The sequence below is a fragment of the Nocardia sp. NPDC102475 genome (genome assembly GCF_055584605.1).
Window position 1 is genome coordinate 1 of sequence record NZ_JBVJLS010000026.1, and the last position, 15,978, is coordinate 15,978.

Annotated in this window: 14 protein-coding genes; 4 read left to right on the top strand and 10 right to left on the bottom strand. The window is 65.8% G+C overall.

Annotated elements, in window-relative coordinates; all coding sequences use genetic code 11:
- Window positions 1-566 precede the first annotated feature (566 nt).
- The 6 genes from tyrS to ACZ60G_RS35160 form a co-directional block, all read right to left on the bottom strand.
- Window positions 567-1,856: a tyrosine--tRNA ligase gene (tyrS, locus tag ACZ60G_RS35135; RefSeq protein WP_465815690.1), complete on the bottom strand. Its 1,290-nt coding sequence runs from the start codon at window positions 1,854-1,856 to the stop codon at window positions 567-569.
- Between the two features lie 222 nt (window positions 1,857-2,078).
- Window positions 2,079-2,522 carry a DoxX family protein gene (locus tag ACZ60G_RS35140; protein ID WP_465815691.1) on the bottom strand — a complete coding sequence of 148 codons (444 nt, stop codon included), beginning with the start codon at window positions 2,520-2,522 and terminating at the stop codon, window positions 2,079-2,081.
- A 106-nt stretch (window positions 2,523-2,628) separates the two neighbouring features.
- Window positions 2,629-3,240, bottom strand: coding sequence for a DNA-3-methyladenine glycosylase (locus tag ACZ60G_RS35145; RefSeq protein ID WP_433521715.1), 612 nt, complete (start codon window positions 3,238-3,240; stop codon window positions 2,629-2,631).
- A 22-nt stretch (window positions 3,241-3,262) separates the two neighbouring features.
- On the bottom strand, window positions 3,263-4,411 hold the full coding sequence (locus ACZ60G_RS35150) for a low temperature requirement protein A (protein ID WP_465815693.1): 1,149 nt from the start codon (window positions 4,409-4,411) through the stop codon (window positions 3,263-3,265).
- A gap of 31 nt (window positions 4,412-4,442) precedes the next feature.
- On the bottom strand, window positions 4,443-5,333 hold the full coding sequence (locus ACZ60G_RS35155; protein WP_465815885.1) for an RNA polymerase sigma-70 factor: 891 nt from the start codon (window positions 5,331-5,333) through the stop codon (window positions 4,443-4,445).
- 102 nt (window positions 5,334-5,435) lie between these two features.
- Entirely contained in the window at window positions 5,436-6,608 is a 1,173-nt protein-coding gene (locus ACZ60G_RS35160; RefSeq protein WP_465815695.1) for an NAD(P)/FAD-dependent oxidoreductase, read from the bottom strand.
- A 181-nt stretch (window positions 6,609-6,789) separates the two neighbouring features.
- Between ACZ60G_RS35160 and ACZ60G_RS35165 the strand changes: the two genes are divergently transcribed.
- The 4 genes from ACZ60G_RS35165 to ACZ60G_RS35180 all read left to right on the top strand — a co-directional run bounded on the left by ACZ60G_RS35165 (window position 6,790) and on the right by ACZ60G_RS35180 (window position 10,551).
- On the top strand, window positions 6,790-8,307 hold the full coding sequence (locus tag ACZ60G_RS35165; protein ID WP_465815697.1) for a multicopper oxidase family protein: 1,518 nt from the start codon (window positions 6,790-6,792) through the stop codon (window positions 8,305-8,307).
- A gap of 77 nt (window positions 8,308-8,384) precedes the next feature.
- Window positions 8,385-9,116 (top strand): ABC transporter ATP-binding protein, encoded by a 732-nt coding sequence (locus tag ACZ60G_RS35170; protein WP_465815699.1) that lies wholly within the window; start codon window positions 8,385-8,387, stop codon window positions 9,114-9,116.
- Window positions 9,113-9,904 (top strand): ABC transporter permease, encoded by a 792-nt coding sequence (locus ACZ60G_RS35175; protein WP_465815701.1) that lies wholly within the window; start codon window positions 9,113-9,115, stop codon window positions 9,902-9,904. The genes ACZ60G_RS35170 and ACZ60G_RS35175 overlap by 4 nt, the downstream gene beginning before the upstream one ends.
- On the top strand, window positions 9,901-10,551 hold the full coding sequence (locus tag ACZ60G_RS35180) for a TetR/AcrR family transcriptional regulator (protein ID WP_465815703.1): 651 nt from the start codon (window positions 9,901-9,903) through the stop codon (window positions 10,549-10,551). Before ACZ60G_RS35175 ends, ACZ60G_RS35180 begins: the two co-directional genes overlap by 4 nt.
- 45 nt (window positions 10,552-10,596) lie before the next feature.
- Here the strand turns inward: ACZ60G_RS35180 and ACZ60G_RS35185 are convergent, their stop codons facing one another.
- From ACZ60G_RS35185 to ACZ60G_RS35200, 4 genes are all read right to left on the bottom strand, one after another.
- Window positions 10,597-10,830, bottom strand: coding sequence for a Trm112 family protein (locus ACZ60G_RS35185; RefSeq protein WP_040689305.1), 234 nt, complete (start codon window positions 10,828-10,830; stop codon window positions 10,597-10,599).
- A 21-nt stretch (window positions 10,831-10,851) separates the two neighbouring features.
- Window positions 10,852-11,361, bottom strand: a complete 510-nt coding sequence (locus tag ACZ60G_RS35190; RefSeq protein WP_465815705.1) for a GtrA family protein — start codon at window positions 11,359-11,361, stop codon at window positions 10,852-10,854.
- Window positions 11,358-13,598 carry a hypothetical protein gene (locus ACZ60G_RS35195; protein ID WP_465815887.1) on the bottom strand — a complete coding sequence of 747 codons (2,241 nt, stop codon included), beginning with the start codon at window positions 13,596-13,598 and terminating at the stop codon, window positions 11,358-11,360. The genes ACZ60G_RS35190 and ACZ60G_RS35195 overlap by 4 nt, the downstream gene beginning before the upstream one ends.
- Window positions 13,599-13,668: 70 nt before the next feature.
- Window positions 13,669-15,873 carry a hypothetical protein gene (locus ACZ60G_RS35200; RefSeq protein ID WP_465815889.1) on the bottom strand — a complete coding sequence of 735 codons (2,205 nt, stop codon included), beginning with the start codon at window positions 15,871-15,873 and terminating at the stop codon, window positions 13,669-13,671.
- Window positions 15,874-15,978 lie beyond the last annotated feature (105 nt).

Sequence of the window (15,978 nt, forward strand, 5' to 3'; positions counted from 1 at the left end):
CCAGGATCAAACTCTCCGTTGAAGACTCTCAACCACACCCCCAAAAAGAGGGCGCAATCAGAAGAATTAACCAGAGTCCGAAAACCTTGGCAAAACAAAACGCCAGCAAAAAGTATTTGCTGACTAAATATCCAACCTCACCACACGGGGGTATGAGAGGCCGGAACCAAAAAATATTTGGCACTGACATTCATCGACACACTATTGAGTTCTCAAAGAACACACGCACACAACTGGACCCCAGATTCTCTCGGGGGGCTTGTTGAGGCAACTGTCCTAGCCTAGCCAACCGTCCGCGCAGAGTCAAGTCTGCTCGTCCGATCCGACAACACTGATCGCCAGGCGCTCCTCGTCCTACCTCGTTTCCCAGGCCACTGTACTCAGCGTTTCCGCTGCGCTTTGGGCTCCGGGTCGGTGTCCGTGTCGCTCTGACTTGGACAAAGTTACGCGGCGGAGAACGTCGAGTCAAATCCGCACTACACGCATGTCATTTCCCAGGTCAGAGGCCATCTGACACCCCGAAAAGCGGGCTCGGGCCACTCCGATGTGACCCGAGCCACTGATCTTTATGCGCCCGCCCGCAGTACGCCCGCGAAGTTCCGCTTGCCGCGGCGCAGCACCAACCACCGTCCGTGCAGGTAGTCGGTATCGGCGGGCGTCCATTCCAGATCCGAGATCCGCTCGTTGTTCACCGACGCTCCGCCTTCGTTCACCGCGCGCCGTGCGGCGCCGCGGCTCTCCGCCAGTCCGGTGGCGACCAGCAGATCGACGATTGTGCTCGGTTCACCGGCACCGACCTCGGCGACCGTGCCGTCGACTGCGGCTTCGCGCAGGGCTGCCGACAGCGTCGGCTCATCGAGTTCACGCAGATCCGCGCGTCCGAACAGGGCCTGACTCGCCAGCTGCACTGCCCGGGTATTCGCCTCGCCGTGCACCAGATTCGTCATTTCCTCGGCCAGCTTGCGCTGGGCTTCCCTTGCGTGCGGACGCTCGGCCGTAGCCAGTTCCAGCTCGGCCAACTCCTCGCGGGACAAGAAGGTGAACCAGCGCAGGTACCGCACGACATCGGCATCGGCGGTATTCACGAAGTACTGGTACCAGGCGTATGGGCTGGTCATTTCCGGATCGAGCCACAGGCTGCCGCCGCCGGTCGACTTGCCGAACTTCTTGCCGTCGGCCGAGGTAACGAGCGGCACGGTCAGTGCGTGCACTGCCGCACCGTCGACGCGCCGGTTCAGCTCGACACCGGCGATGATGTTGCCCCACTGATCCGAACCACCGACCTGCAGTGTGCAGCCGTAGTTGCGGCGCAGCTGCAGGTAGTCGTTGGCCTGCAGCAGCATGTAGCTGAATTCGGTGTAGGAGATGCCTTCGCCGTCCAGGCGGCGCTTGATGGTGTCGCGTGCCAGCATGACGTTGACCGAGAAGTGCTTTCCGATATCGCGCAGGAAGTCGACGGTCGACAGCTGGCCGGTCCAGTCCATGTTGTTGGCGATGATCGCGCCGGTGGATGAGTCGTCGAGGTCGACGAAGCGCTCGAGCTGTGAACGGATCCGGGACGCCCATTCCGCGACGGTGTCGGTCGAATTCATGGAGCGTTCGCCCACGTCGCGCGGATCGCCGATGAGTCCGGTGGCACCACCGGCCAGCACGATCGGGCGATGGCCCGCGCGCTGGAACCGCTTCAGCGCCAGCAGCGGGACCAGATGTCCGGCGTGCAGGCTGGCCGCGGTGGGATCGAAACCGGCATAGAGGGTCAGCGGCCCGGCGGATGCCGCCGCGCGCAGGGCGTCCAGGTCGGTGGACTGCGCGATCAGTCCGCGCCAGGTCAGTTCGTCGATGATGTCGCCGCTCACGCCTGCGCCTCGCTGGCGCTCGGCTCCAGCGTGCGCGATGCGCGCTGGCACATGGTTCGCTCACTTCGTTCGCTCACGCTGTCCCATCTTTCCGCACCGGCCCCCGCGACCGGCATGGCCCTCAGTGTCGCCGCGCGCCGCCACGCAGGGCGAATGATTTTCGGTGAATGCGACGACGATCGGCAGACCGCGGTCTGCCGATCGTGTGAGTTGTTCAGATGTTCAGCGAGCCGGCAGCTCCCGCACCGCGATGATGCTGTCGCGACGCTGCCAGGCGATCCAGACGAACACCACGCCGAGCACCAGCGGGAACGGCGCCAGGGCGGGCGCGGCGAGCAGGAACACCTGGGTCAGTGCGGCGCAGACCATGGTGATGGTCAGGCCGACGGCCGCGGGGCCGGTCAGTCGAGGCACCAGCAGGCCGATACCGCCGGCGAGTTCGACGACGCCGGTGAAGTAGCGGAACCACTGGCCCCAGCCGATCGTGTCGAAGGATTCGATCGCCGCATGCGCGCCGAGCAGTTTCGGGGCGGCGGAGGCGATGATGAAGAACAGCGCGAGCAGAACCTGCACGGTCCAGAGCGCGATAGTCATCTTCTTGCCGGGGCGGTGGGCGATGATGGCGGCAGCGGTGGTGATCGGGGCGGCGGGGGCGATGGCGGTCATCTGTCTTTCCTTCGGTCGGTCGCGCCGGGTGGAGCGCGTTCAACAGATAGGACGGACACCGCGCCGAAAACTCATCGCCGATCCCGAAAATTCTTGTGACCTGGTGTTATACCGCTTCGATCGGGGCACGCGGGCTGCGCCGGTAGACCGAGACCGCGGGCGATGCGAGCCAAAATCGCCACGGCACATCCGCGGCACTGCTGACCCCGACGCGCGGTCCGTCGGAAATCTCGGCGGGGTCGATCGCGCCGTTCAGCTCCAACCGGATCGGCGAGGCAGGGTCGAAGAGTGGAGTTCCGTAGTCGCTCAGCGTTATTCCGAGCGCGCTGCCGAGATTCCCAGGGCCCCTTGCCAAATCGGCGTCCGTGCGGGCCGCGGGTCGCCGCTCCCTGACCGTGTCCGACCCGGCGATCACCTCGCCCGACCGGATGAGTACCGCACTCGCGGTGCCGTCCGGACCGCTGGTCACGTTCACACACATATGCATGCCGTAGCTGAGGTAGACGTACAGCACACCGGCGGGCCCGAACATCACCGCATTGCGCTTGGTCCGCCCACGTCCGGAATGCGATGCGGGATCCGGCCACGGTCCGGCCGGATCGCCGCCATATGCCTCGACCTCGACGATTCGCACGCCGACCGGTCCGGACCACAGCGTCGAGCCGAGCAGTCGGCGAGCCGCGGCGGGTGGTTCGACCGCGAGTTCCTCATTACGCACGACTCTCTATTGTTCCCGAAAGTCAGACGTAGCGGCTGTGCTGGCCCGAGCGCAGCGTGACGAGATCGTCGATGATCACGGCGGCATACCCGACCGCGACAAGCACCGCGAGCTGCGCCCAGGCGACCCACGCGATACCGATCGGGATGGTTGCGGCCACCGCGGCGGCGGCGAGCAGTCGCGACCACGGGCGTCGCAGACCGAGGGCGAGCCGGAAACAGAACTGGCCGAAGAAGTACAGCGCGACGCCGCCGGAGAGTGCGCACGCGGCGGCGATGGAGGCGGGTTCGTTGCCGTGCGCGATGGTCATATTGATGCCCGCCGCGCTGACGGTGATGCCGATCAGCAGCGGGTAGAGCGCGTAACCGTAGGCGAGCACCGCAGGACGCGAGCGTTCCCGATCAGGGACCGCGGCAAGTGCGTGCTCGCCGAGGTCGTCATCGATCCCGAAATAGGCCCACCACAGCACATAGGCCAGGCAGAGTCCGAGTGCGACAGTGGCGGTCAGCGGCACGGTCAGCTTCTCCCCCGCCAGGCCCAGTCCGATCGCGACCACCGACTCACCGATGGCGACGATGATCACCAGCCCGTTGCGCTCGCAGAAATGGCTGGCCCGCACCACGAAATCGCGGGTGTCGACCAGGTACGGACTCAGCACCTGCACCGCGAATGCCAGCCCCCAGCACAGGTACTGCCACCAGCCGTGCACGAAACCGCCCGCGAGCACGAGCGCCGCGGCGAGCGCATTCAACGGCGCGATGCGTTTGATCGCCTGGATCGCCGAGGTGCCCCCGCTGACCCAGAACAGCGCCGTGTGCACCGTGTTGACCAGGACGTAGCCGAGACCGAAGGCGAGACCCGTGCCGTGGAACGCGTCCGGGATCGCCAGCGCAAGCACGAAGAATCCGAACATGCCGATCAACAGCAGCGTGCGGCGCTGCGAATTGCTCGGCGCCACTTCGTTGGTGAGCCAGACGTAGCCGCTGTACATCCACCAGATGACCCCGAACAGCACCAGCACCTGAGCCAGCGCCTCCCAGCCGGGATGGTGGGTGAAGACGTGGGTGAGCTGGGTGATGGTGAAGACGAAGACGAGATCGAAGAACAGTTCCAGGGTGGAAACCCGAACCTGTCCTCCGTCTACGTTCGGTTCCGTGGTCTGGCTGGTCACGGCAGGATCGTAAAGCAACACGCCGAACTGGTCATCCGATCACGTCGGTCCCCATGTAGAGCCCCTTGAGCTTGCTCGGGTTCACCTGGAAGCGCAGGTTGTGGATGTGGCCGTCGACGAGGTCGTAGGTGAACGCCGCCACCGGGTTTCCGTCGATGCGCGCGAGCGCCCCGAGTTCGCCGTTGATATGCGCTGGCTCGAGGACGATGCCCGCGACCGACGGCTTGGCGAGTACGCCGAGAACCCAGCGCGCCACATGATCCGGTCCGTACAGCGGACGCCGGGCCGCGGTGACCACACCGCCGCCGTCGGACCACGAGGTGACATCGGGGGCGAGCAGATCCATCAGGGCATTGAGATCGCCACCGGCGCAGGCGGCCATGAACTGTTCGGTGATGTGGGTGCGCTCGGCCTTATCGGTATCGAAGCGCGGGCGGCGGGACTGCACATGTGAGCGGGCCCGATGCGCGATCTGCCGCACGGTGGCCTCGGGTTTGTCGAGGGTGTCGGCGATTTCGGCGTGGCTGTAGCCGAACACCTCGCGCAGCAGGAAGACCGCGCGTTCCACTGGATTCAAGGTCTCCAGGACCACCAGCATCGCGGTGGAGACGGTATCGGCCAACTCGGTCTCCTCGGCGATATTCGGTGATGTCAGCAGGGGTTCGGGAAGCCAAGGGCCGACGTAGGTTTCGCGTTTGGCCTTGGCCGAGGTGAGCCGGTTCAACGCCAGGTTGGTGACCGTGCGCACCAGATAGGACTTGGGGTACTGGACTGTCGACTGATCGGTTTCATTCCACTTCAGCCAGGTGTCCTGGAGGATGTCCTCGGCATCGGTGACGGTGCCCAGCATCCGGTAGGCGGTGGAAAAGAGCAGCCGCCGGTGTTCGATGAATGGATCCTGCACGGGCGTGGCGTCGACCATCTGAACCATGCTCCTAGGGCAAGTCCGGATTTGGCAATCCAACCTTCCGGACGAACGCGGAAACCGCCCGCCTCGTTGGCGGACGGCTGATCCGGGGCCGGTTCATGCGGTCCGGCGCGTGGCCTTGCCGCCCTTGGACAGCTGGACCGAGACCGTCATCTTCTTGCTCAGTTCGAAGCTGGGCACCGGGCTGCTGCTCACGCCTTCCTTGTACAAGAGGGCCGCGCGTCCGGTCAGGTAGAACCGGCCAGGGGTGTCGTCGGCCTTGGTGAACTGGATGACTGCATCCTTGCGCCCCAAGCTGACGGGCTGGTGAAAGTAGCCGAACCGGAACGGCTCGACGGTCTTGCCCTTCAGTTGCCGCGCGATGGTGTCGGCGGTGTACGCGGCGGTCGGCAGACCGGACTGGCAGGTGCCGTGGATCTGCCCCCAGGCTTGGCGCACCGCGGCGGCGTCGCCGATGGCGTGGATGTTCGGGTGCGAAACCGACCGCAGGGTCGGATCGACCACGATCAGCCCGCGCGGGTCGGTTTCGATGCCGGACTGCGCGGCAAGTGGTGAAACGCGGACGCCGGTGGTCCAGAGGGTCAGGTCGGCCGAAACCAGTTCGCCGTCGGCGAGTTCGACCGCATCCGGCAGCACCTTGGTGACCGCCTGGCCGACCTTGCGGGCAACGCCGAGCCGATCGAGCGCCCTGTTCAGGTAGGCGCGGGCCTTATCGCCCATCATCGCGCCCGGTTCGGTGCTGCTGATCAGCGTGACGCGCAGGCCCGGGTGGCTCTCGGCGATTTCGGCCGCCGCCTCGATGCCGGTCAGACCGCCGCCGCAGACCGCGACAGTGCCGGCACCGGCGGCGACCACCGCGAGGTGTTCGGAGAAGCGGTGCGCAGTGCGCGGATCGTTCAGGGTCCAGGCGTGATCGGCGGCGCCGGGCACGATGCTGGTGTCAGTGCTGCTGCCGAGCGCGTAGATCAGTTCGTCGTAGTGCAGTGTGCCGGTGCCGTCGACATATACCCGCTGTGCCTCGGGATCGATGGAAGTCGCCCAGCCCTGGACGAATTCGACGCCGGAACCCGCCAGGATCTCCGGGATCCGGTTATCGTCCAACTCTTGACCGGCGGCGACCTGATGCATGCGCAGCCGCTCGGTGAAGCGAGCGGACGGGTTGACGATGGTTATCTGGACGTCGAGTTTGCGGGTCCGCCGGGCCAGCCGGATGGCGGCCAGCATGCCGGTGTAGCCCGCGCCGAGTACGACGATCCGATGCGTTGTCATGGTTTGCTCCCCTGGTCGGTGTCACCGGGGCAGGTTTGTTGGTTGGTGACGACCATCGGACAAAGCACCGCCGCCGGACGTGACAGCCGTGCGATGTGACGTGGGGCACACACCGGATCAGGGGTGAAATGGGGACGCTCCCGGATGTGGCCGGGGGCCGGTGATCCATACCGTCAGCGGCATGTCTTCGGTTTCCCGGCCGCGGTGGTTGCGGCGGTTGCTCTCGAGTGTCACGGCGGTCACGGCGGTGGTGCTGCTATCGGTTGGCGGCTGCGTCACTTGGGTGTACAGCAGTGCGTCCGTATCTACTGTCGACAGCGGCGAATTCAGCAATGAGCTCGCGATTCCGCCGCTGGCGCCGTCCCGGGTGCGAGCGGATGGCACGCGTGTCTTCGAACTCGAAATGCGCTCGGGGCACAGGGTATTCCGGGCAGGGCAGGCGACCGAGACGTGGGGGTTCAACGGGGACTATCTCGGACCGACGCTGCGGGCGCGGCGCGGCGAAAAGGTGGAAGTCGAAGTCCGGAACAATCTTTCGGAGCAGTCGACGGTGCACTGGCATGGAATGCATCTGCCCGCGGCGATGGACGGTGGGCCACATCAAATGGTGCAGGCCGGTGGCACCTGGACACCGCATTGGACCATGGACCAGCCCGCTGCCACGCTCTGGTACCACCCGCATCCGCATGCCGCGACCGAACAGCACGTCCGGCGTGGGCTTGCGGGGCTTTTCCTTCTCGATGACGAAGTGTCCGAAGGTCTTTCGCTACCGAAAAACTATGGGGTCGACGATCTGCCGGTCATCGTCCAGGACGTGAAATTCCGCGGCAATCAGCTCGATTCGTCGCACGGCATGTTCCGCGACGTCGGGTTCCTCGGCGACCGGACCATGGTGAACGGAACCCTGACGCCGTATCGGAATGTCGGCGATGAGCTCGTGCGATTGCGGTTGCTCAACGCTTCGACGGCACGGGTCTACACCTTCGGATTCGCCGACGATCGCCGCTTCTCGCTGGTCGGCACCGACGGCGGGCTGCTGGAACGTCCTGTCGCGCTCGATCGGGTGCGGCTGTCACCGGGCGAACGTGCCGAAATCGTGGTTCGCGTGCGGCCCGGCGAACGAACCGTGCTGCGCAGCACGAAACTCGATGCGGGACTGGACTTCTGGACGCAGCGATTCGCGGGCGGTGACGACAGCTTCGACATCCTCGAACTGCGTGCCGCATCGACATTGCGGCCATCGCCGGAATTGCCTGCGGCACTGGCACATCCGTCCACGCCGGATGGCTCCGATTCGGTGCGCGAGCGGAGCTTCGAACTGAATCTCAGTGGCATCAACGGCAGTCCGATGGCAATGGATCGGATCGATCTGACGGTCACCCGGGGCACCGCCGAAACCTGGGTGGTGCACAACAACGACGGCATGCCGCACAACTTCCACATCCACGATGTGCAGTTCCGGGTGCTCGAACTGAACGGCGCACCGCCGCCCGACGCACTGACCGGCCCCAAGGACACCATCTTCCTGCCGCCGAACGCCACCGCGAAGCTCACGATGCGGTTCGACGGACCCGCCGATCCGAACTCGCCGTACATGTATCACTGCCACCTGCTCTGGCATGAGGACCAGGGCATGATGGGCCAGTTTGTCGTGGTCGAACCGGGTCAGTCGGCCGGAACACCGGCACATCACCACTGACGGGTCTTGCCCAGAAGTCCCGAGCGCGCTAAATTCATCACACAGTGAATTCAACACTCGATGAATTGAGGCGTTCCATGACGGACCTGCACTCATCCCATGCCGTCGAGGTTCGCAACCTCACCGTGCGCCGCGGCGGCCGCGAAGTCCTACACAACATCTCGCTGACCATCCCGCGCGGTTCCATCACCGGACTGCTCGGTCCGTCGGGATGCGGCAAGACCACGCTCATGCGCAGCATCGTCGGGACCCAGATCGTGGCGTCCGGCGAGATCTCCGCGCTCGGGTTGCCCGCGGGCTCGGCGGAACTGCGGCATCGGATCGGTTACGTGACCCAGGCACCGAGCATCTACCGCGATATCAGCGTGCGTGAGAACGTCGCCTACTTCGCCGCGCTCTACGGGCGCGACCGCGACGAGATCGACGAGGCCATCGGCGCGGTCGGCCTGCTGGATCACGCCCACCAACGCGGCGACGAACTCTCCGGCGGCCAAGAGACCCGCGCGTCTCTGGCCTGCGCCTTGGTCGCGCAGCCGGAGGTGCTGATCCTGGACGAGCCGACGGTCGGCCTGGATCCGGTACTGCGCGTCGACCTGTGGAAGCAGTTCCACGAATTGGCCGCGAACGGAACGACGCTGCTGGTTTCCAGCCATGTGATGGACGAGGCCGAGCACTGCGACAAACTGCTGCTGATGCGCGAGGGCGACTTGCTCGCCGAGCTCAGCCCGGACGAACTGCGCACCGAAACCGGTGAGCAGAACCTCGAACAAGCCTTCCTCACTCTGATCACGATGGGACGTGCGGCATGACCACCACCCTCGTACCCCGCCGCCGGACGCCGACACTGCGTCCCTATGCCGCGACGACCGGACGCATCCTGCGTCAGCTGCGCAACGACCACCGCACTGTCGCAATGATTCTCGTGGTTCCGGCGGTCCTGATGGCGCTGCTCTACTTCATCTACAAGGACACCCCACCCAACCCGTTCAACCCCGTGCCGATATTCGATCGCGTCGGTATGAGCATGCTCGGCATCCTGCCGTTCATCGTGATGTTCCTGATCACCGCGATCGCCATGCAGCGCGAACGCACCTCCGGCACATTGGAGCGGCTGCTGACCACGCCGCTGTCGAAACTCGATCTGCTCGCCGGATACGGCACCGCCTTCTCGGTGGCAGCGGCGGCACAGGCGGCGGTGGCCTGTCTGGTCTCCTTCGGGCTGCTCGGCCTGAATTCGGCGGGCAGTCCGGTCTGGGTGGTGGTGATCGCCATGATCGACGCGGTCTGCGGCGTCGCGCTCGGGCTATTGGCAAGTGCCTTCGCGCGCACCGAATTCCAGGCCGTACAGTTCATGCCGGTGGTGGTCGCGCCGCAGATCTTCCTGTGCGGCTTACTTGTTCCGCGTGGACAGCTGCCGGGGTGGTTGGAGGCGATCAGCAATGTGATGCCGTTGAGCTATGCGGTCGATGCGCTGCAACAGGTTTCGACGCATTCGGACGTCACCGGTCAGATGCTGCGCGACCTGGCGGTCGTGGCCGGATTCGCGGTCGTCGCGCTGTGCCTGGGCGCAGCCACGCTACGACGGCGGACCTCGTGACGGCCGAGAACCCGATCGCACAGGACACGACGACCAACGGCGACCGGGGCACCCGCTCCGGTCGCCGTCCGGGTCGCTCCGACACCCGCGAGGAAATCCTCGCGGCAGCCCGCGCCCGCTTCGCCGAGATCGGTTTCGACAAGACCTCGATCCGTGCCGTCGCCGCCGACGCCGGAGTCGATCCCGCGCTGGTCCACCACTATTTCGGGACCAAACAGCAACTGTTCGCCGCGGTGGTCGAGTTACCGATCGATCCGGAGGCCACACTGCGCCGGATCGAGGCCGCGCCGCTGGATCGGCTCGGCGAAACCATTCTCGGCTCGGTACTCGCGGTGTGGGACTCCCCCGCCGGCCCCGGGATCGTCGCGGCGGTGCGCAGCATTCTCGCTGGCGGCGATATCGCGCTGGCCAGGACATTTGTCCTGGACGTCGTCCTGGAACGGGTACGGATGCGGATCGCGAGGCCCGAGGACGACGGCCGTGCCCGGGTCGCGCTGGTGGGAACGCAAATGATCGGCGTGCTGGTCGCGCGCAAGATCCTGGAGATAGAACCGCTGGCCTCGATGCCGGGTCCCGAACTGGTCGCAGCCGTCGCCCCCACACTCCAGCGCTATCTCACCGGCGAAATCGGTACTCCCGCACCGTAATCCGCGGTGGCGCACGCTATCGTGCGCCACCGAGCCGATGGCTGCTCAGGCGTCGGCGTGCTGACTGGTGAACGCCGCGTGCTCCGCGTCGGTGACATCGCGGGCCTCATCGATCAGCAGCACCGGAATGCCGTTCTCGATCGGGTAGGCGCGGCGCAGGCGCGGGTTGTAGAGCGCGGTGGCGCCCTTGTCGTCGCGGACCAACAGCAGCGGACCCTTGTCCTGCGGGCAGGCGAGCAGGCTCAACAGGGTGGCGTCCAAGGCGGTTTCCTCCGGCATGATCGATAACTTACCCGGCGCCTAGGACGGTTCCGCACCCGAACCGGTCGATGGTGGCTCGGGCACGGGCGCCCGGTGGAACGAGATGTAGCGATGCCCGAAGAAGCTGGCGATGGCGACCAGACCCATCACCACCACCGCGGCCGGCCTGCTCGGCAGATGCAGCACCGAGACGGCCAGCGACAGCAGTGCGATGTTCATCAGCAGCCCACCGGAATTGACCGCCACGAAGCGGACGAAGTCGCGCAGCATATGTCCGCGCACTCGGAAGACCAGCGTGCGATGCAGTACGAAAGCGATGACAATGCTGACGGCATAGGCGGCGACCACTGCGACCCCGGGCGGCACATTACTGCCGAGCACCGATAGCCACAGCACGGTCAGCCCCATACCTAGCGCGGTATTGAACGCACCGACCATCGCGAAGGCGATCTCCTGCCGACGCACCAGCCGCAGCAGCAGACCCCGATCCTCGGCGCCGGTCGCACCCGCGTGATCCGCCGTGAATTCGGCCTGCTGGTCAGCTGTCAACGAGATACTCCCGCCAGATCGGGTTCCGAGACCATCACGGTCACCGGCGGTTCGGTCAGCGTCGCATTCTCGTCACGCTCGCGACCGCGCACGAACATCCATTGCAATGCGCCGATTCCGAACAGCCCGAGCAGTATCGCGACCCCGCCGATCTTCCACCCCGGCGGCCGCCAGGTCAGCTCCAGGTCACCGTTCTTGGTGCCGGCCGGAATATCCACGGCGACAAAGGTTTTCGCGACCACGTCGAAGGGGATCGCACGGCCGTTCAGCTTCACCTGATAGCCCGGCCAGCCCAGCCGTGCGAAGACCACGCGGCCACCACTATCCGAACTCACGCGAACCCGGCTGGTCAGCTCCGATTCCGACAACGACGTCGCGGTGCCACCGGACACCGCCGACACCCGGCCGTTCTGCGTGGACAGCAGCCCATCCACTCGCTCGAGCACCGCGATGTACTGGTCGTGGCCCGGGTAATCGACCCACTGCCAGCCAGATGGTGCGGGTTGATTGCGCGCGTCCGGGTACAGCGCCTTCTGCAGCACCACCCGATCCACCTTCATCAGGTCGACGATCGTCCTACCGGTAGTGGGCTCCGTCGCGAAGGCCCGCCGGAAGGCGTCGGGGCAGACGCTGGTGTCCCAGCGCATGCACAGCATTTCACCGAACCAGAAGTGCCCGTTGGGCGTATAGCCGCTGACGTAGGTCTTCTCCAGATCCTTGGCGTAGTTACCGAAGACAAGAGATCCGTACGCGCCCCGCAGCGAACGATCCTCCGGCCGGATCAAGCCGCGATCGGCCAATTGCAGGGTGGTGCCCCGAAATTCGGGAAAGGCGGCCTTCATCTGCGACCGCTGCTCGGGCAGGTTCCAGCTCATGGGCGTCGGCTGTGCCGCATGCACCTGCAAAAAGGCGATCGGGAACACCGAAACGATAGTCAACGCGCAGGCCGCGGCCATGCTTTTCTTCATCCCGAGCCACACGACGGCCGCGCCGAGCACGGCGATTCCGACCGCCGCCACCACATGCCAGACGACCTCGCGCGGCGCCGCCGAGAACGACCGCACCCACAGCAGCCCGATCAGCACGCCCGCTGCGATACCGCGGCCACGCCAATTCTCGAAGGTGGCGAAGCGGCCGAGCAGCACGCACACCAGCACCAACAGTCCGAGGGCCAGCATCGGCAACACCCGCGCGGGCCAGCGCAGCGGGCCGATGGTGCCCGGCCCCGCCGTCCACATCAGCGCCGTCAGCGCGACGAGCGCGATCGCACTGAACTCCCGCCAGGACGCGCGCGCCTTGCGCCAGTCGATGAAGGCCAGCGCCGGAATCAGGAACCAGGCGATATAGACCACCGGCATCGGCTGCACATAACCCCACCAGGAGTTGTACGCGGGCAACGAGCTGGGCAGGCTGGCATTGAGCGATTCCGACCACGGCACGGTCAGGAACTGGTCGTTATTGATCTGAGCCGTGCCGCGCCAGGTCACCTTCGCCGACAGCATGCTCGGCAGATAGGTGGCCAGCCCTGCCACCGCCGCACAGCCCGCGACCGCGAGCAGTCGCAGCGACGGCTGCCACTTACGTTGGTAGACAACCTCCCCCACGGCCACCGCGCCGATCATCAGCCCGGCCTCGACCGCCGGGAAAATGTATTGCACCGAGATGGCCAGGTACAGGAAAACGAAGGTGGGGATCGGCCCGCCGCGTCCCCGTGCGTAGCGCACGCCGGATGCCCACGCGTGCACCAGCCACGCGGTACCGGTGAAGGCGGTGTACCAACTGGCCTCGTCGAAGAACAGCAGCCAACCGGTGAACGGAATCGACACGCCCGCGACAGCGGCCCACGGCAGCCGCGCCCCGTACTCCAGGCAGATGCGGTACACACCGGTCCCGAGGACGACCGCGAAGATCAGCTTGATCACGGTGGTGTAGAGCGCGATGTTGTCGACCGAGGGCGCGATCAGATCGATCAGCAGTTGCGGCGGATTCAGCAGGCCCGCCTCCTCGATGGCGTAGTTGCCCGCCATCCAGTGCTCGGGGACCAGCATCGGGAACCATCCGTCGCGCAGGGACCGGCCGAGCATCACCCACAGCGGGCCGTACTGCGACTCACTGTCATCGGTGTAGAAATGCCTGGCATTGGCCAGCAGGACGGCACCATATCCGGCGATCACACCGAGAGCGGTTATGAATCCCCATTTGTACACGTCCCGCCGGGCGGGGGCGCTGCTTTCCACCACGAGTTCCAGACCCTACAGGGCGCGCTCATCGAGGGACACCTCCGATCGGGCCTGCGCGGATCGACCGCTACGAGACCACGTCCGCCAGTTGACGATCCGGCTCGTCGGGGCTCGGATCCGCCGCCCGCGGCTCCGGATCCCGACGCCGCGATCGCACCCACAGCCACTGCAGCACCCCGATGGCGGCGATGCCGAGCGTTGTGGTGCCGATCCCGATCTTCCAGCCCGGCGGCCGCCAGGTCAGCACCAGTTCGGCGTTCTGCGTGCCGGCGGGTATGTCGACGGCGACAAAGGACTTCGCCACGGTGGTGATCGGGATCTGCTTACCGTTCAGGGTCACCCGGTAACCCGGCCAGCCGAGGCGCGCGAATACCACCTTGCCGCCGCCGGTCGAGGACACCCGCACCCGGCTGGTGGTATCGGTCTCCGAAATCGATGCAGCTGACACATTTTTCGCATCCGCGACGCGGCCGTTCACCGTCGAGATCGGACCGTCCACGCGTTCCAGCACCGAGATGTAGCGCTCGTGGCCGGGATAGTCGACCCACTTCCAGCCCTCCGGTGCCGGCTGATTGCGCGCATCGGGGAACAGGGCGCGCTGCAACACCACCCGGTCCAGCTTCATCAGATCGACAAGGGGACGGCCGGTGGTCGGCTCCGGGGCGAACATCCGCCGATACGCGTCCGGGCAGACGCTGCTGTCCCAGCGCATGCACAGCAGCTCGCCGAAATAGAAGTGACCGGTCGGGGTGTAGCCATTGACATAGGTCAACTCGAGCGATTTGGCGTAGTTGCCGAAGACCAGGGATCCGTAGGCGCCGTCGAGGCTCATATCGTCGCGCTGCAGCAGCCCGCGCTCGCCGAGTTGGATCGTGGTACCAGGAAAGTCCGGGAATACGGCCTGCGCCTCGGACCTGTTGGTCGGCAGATGCCATGTCATCGGCGTCGGCTGCGCGGCATTGACCTGATAGAACGCGATCGGGAACATCGCGACGATGGTCAGCACACCCGCGGTGGCCAGACTCCGGTTACGTCCCAGCCAGACCACCCCGGCGACGAGCGCGCCGATCGCGGCGGCCGCCAGCACGTGCCGGACCACATTGTGCGGATCCGCGGAAAACGACCGCACCCACAGCAGACCGATCAGCAGAGCGGCTGCGACGCCGCGACTCTTCAGATCACGGAGGGTGGCGTAGCGCCCGAGTAGCACACAGACCAGCACGAGCAGGCCGAGCGCGAGCATCGGCAGCACCCGCACCGGCCAGCGCAGCGGACCGATCGAACCCGGTCCGGCACTCCACATCAGCATGATGATCGCGAACAGTGCGACCCCACTGAGCTCGCGCCAGGATTCGCGGGCGCGCCGCCAGTCGATGAAGGCCAGCGCCGGAATAAGGAACCAGGCGATATAGGTGACCGGCATAGGCTGGATGTAGCCCCACCAGGAGGTGAATGCGGGCAATGTGCTCGGCAGACTGGCATTCAGCGATTCCGACCATGGCACCGTCAAGAACTGGTCATTGTTGATCTCCATGGTGCCGCGCCAGGTCACCTTCGCCGACAGCATGCTCGGCAGAAAGGTCAGCAATCCGGCCAGACCGGCACCCGTCGCGGCGACGGTCAACCGCGCCACCGGCTGCCATTTGCGCTGGTAGACGAGCTCGCCCACCGCGACGGCGAGCAGCATCAGCGCCGCCTCGACAGCCGGGAAGATGTACTGCGTGGAGATCGCCAGGTAGAGGTAGACGAAGACGGGAATCGGCCCGCCGAGACCACGGGTGTAGCGCACCGACGACGCCCAGGCATGGACCAGCCATGCGGTGCCGGTGAGCGCGGTCATCCAACTGGCCTCGTCGAAGAACAGGAAGAAACCCGACAGCGGGAACGCGACACCCGCGACCGCGGACCACACCGGCCGCGCGCCGTACACCAGGCAGATCCGGTAGACACCGAGCGCAGCGATGATCGCGAAGATCAGTTTGACGACGGTCGCGTACACCGCCATGTTGTCGACCGACGGCGCGATCAGATCGATCAGCAGCTGCGGCGGGTTGAACAGGCCGGCATCATCCATCGTGTTGTTGCCCGACATCCAGCGCTCGGGCACCAGCACCGGGAAGGTGCCGTCACGGAGCGCGCGTCCCAATCCCACCCAGAGTCCGGTGTACTGGGATTCGGTGTCGTCGGTGTAGAAGTGCCGCGCGTTGGCCAGCAGTACCGCCAGGTATCCCGCGATGACACCGAGCGTGCAGACGGCACCCCATCGGTACACCTCCCGACGCGAATCGGGCTCGCTGTCGCGGGCGTCGGGTCCTGCGTTTTTCGCCTCCGTCACTGCACCAACCGTCACGAGTTCCAAACCCTACAGCGCACAGTC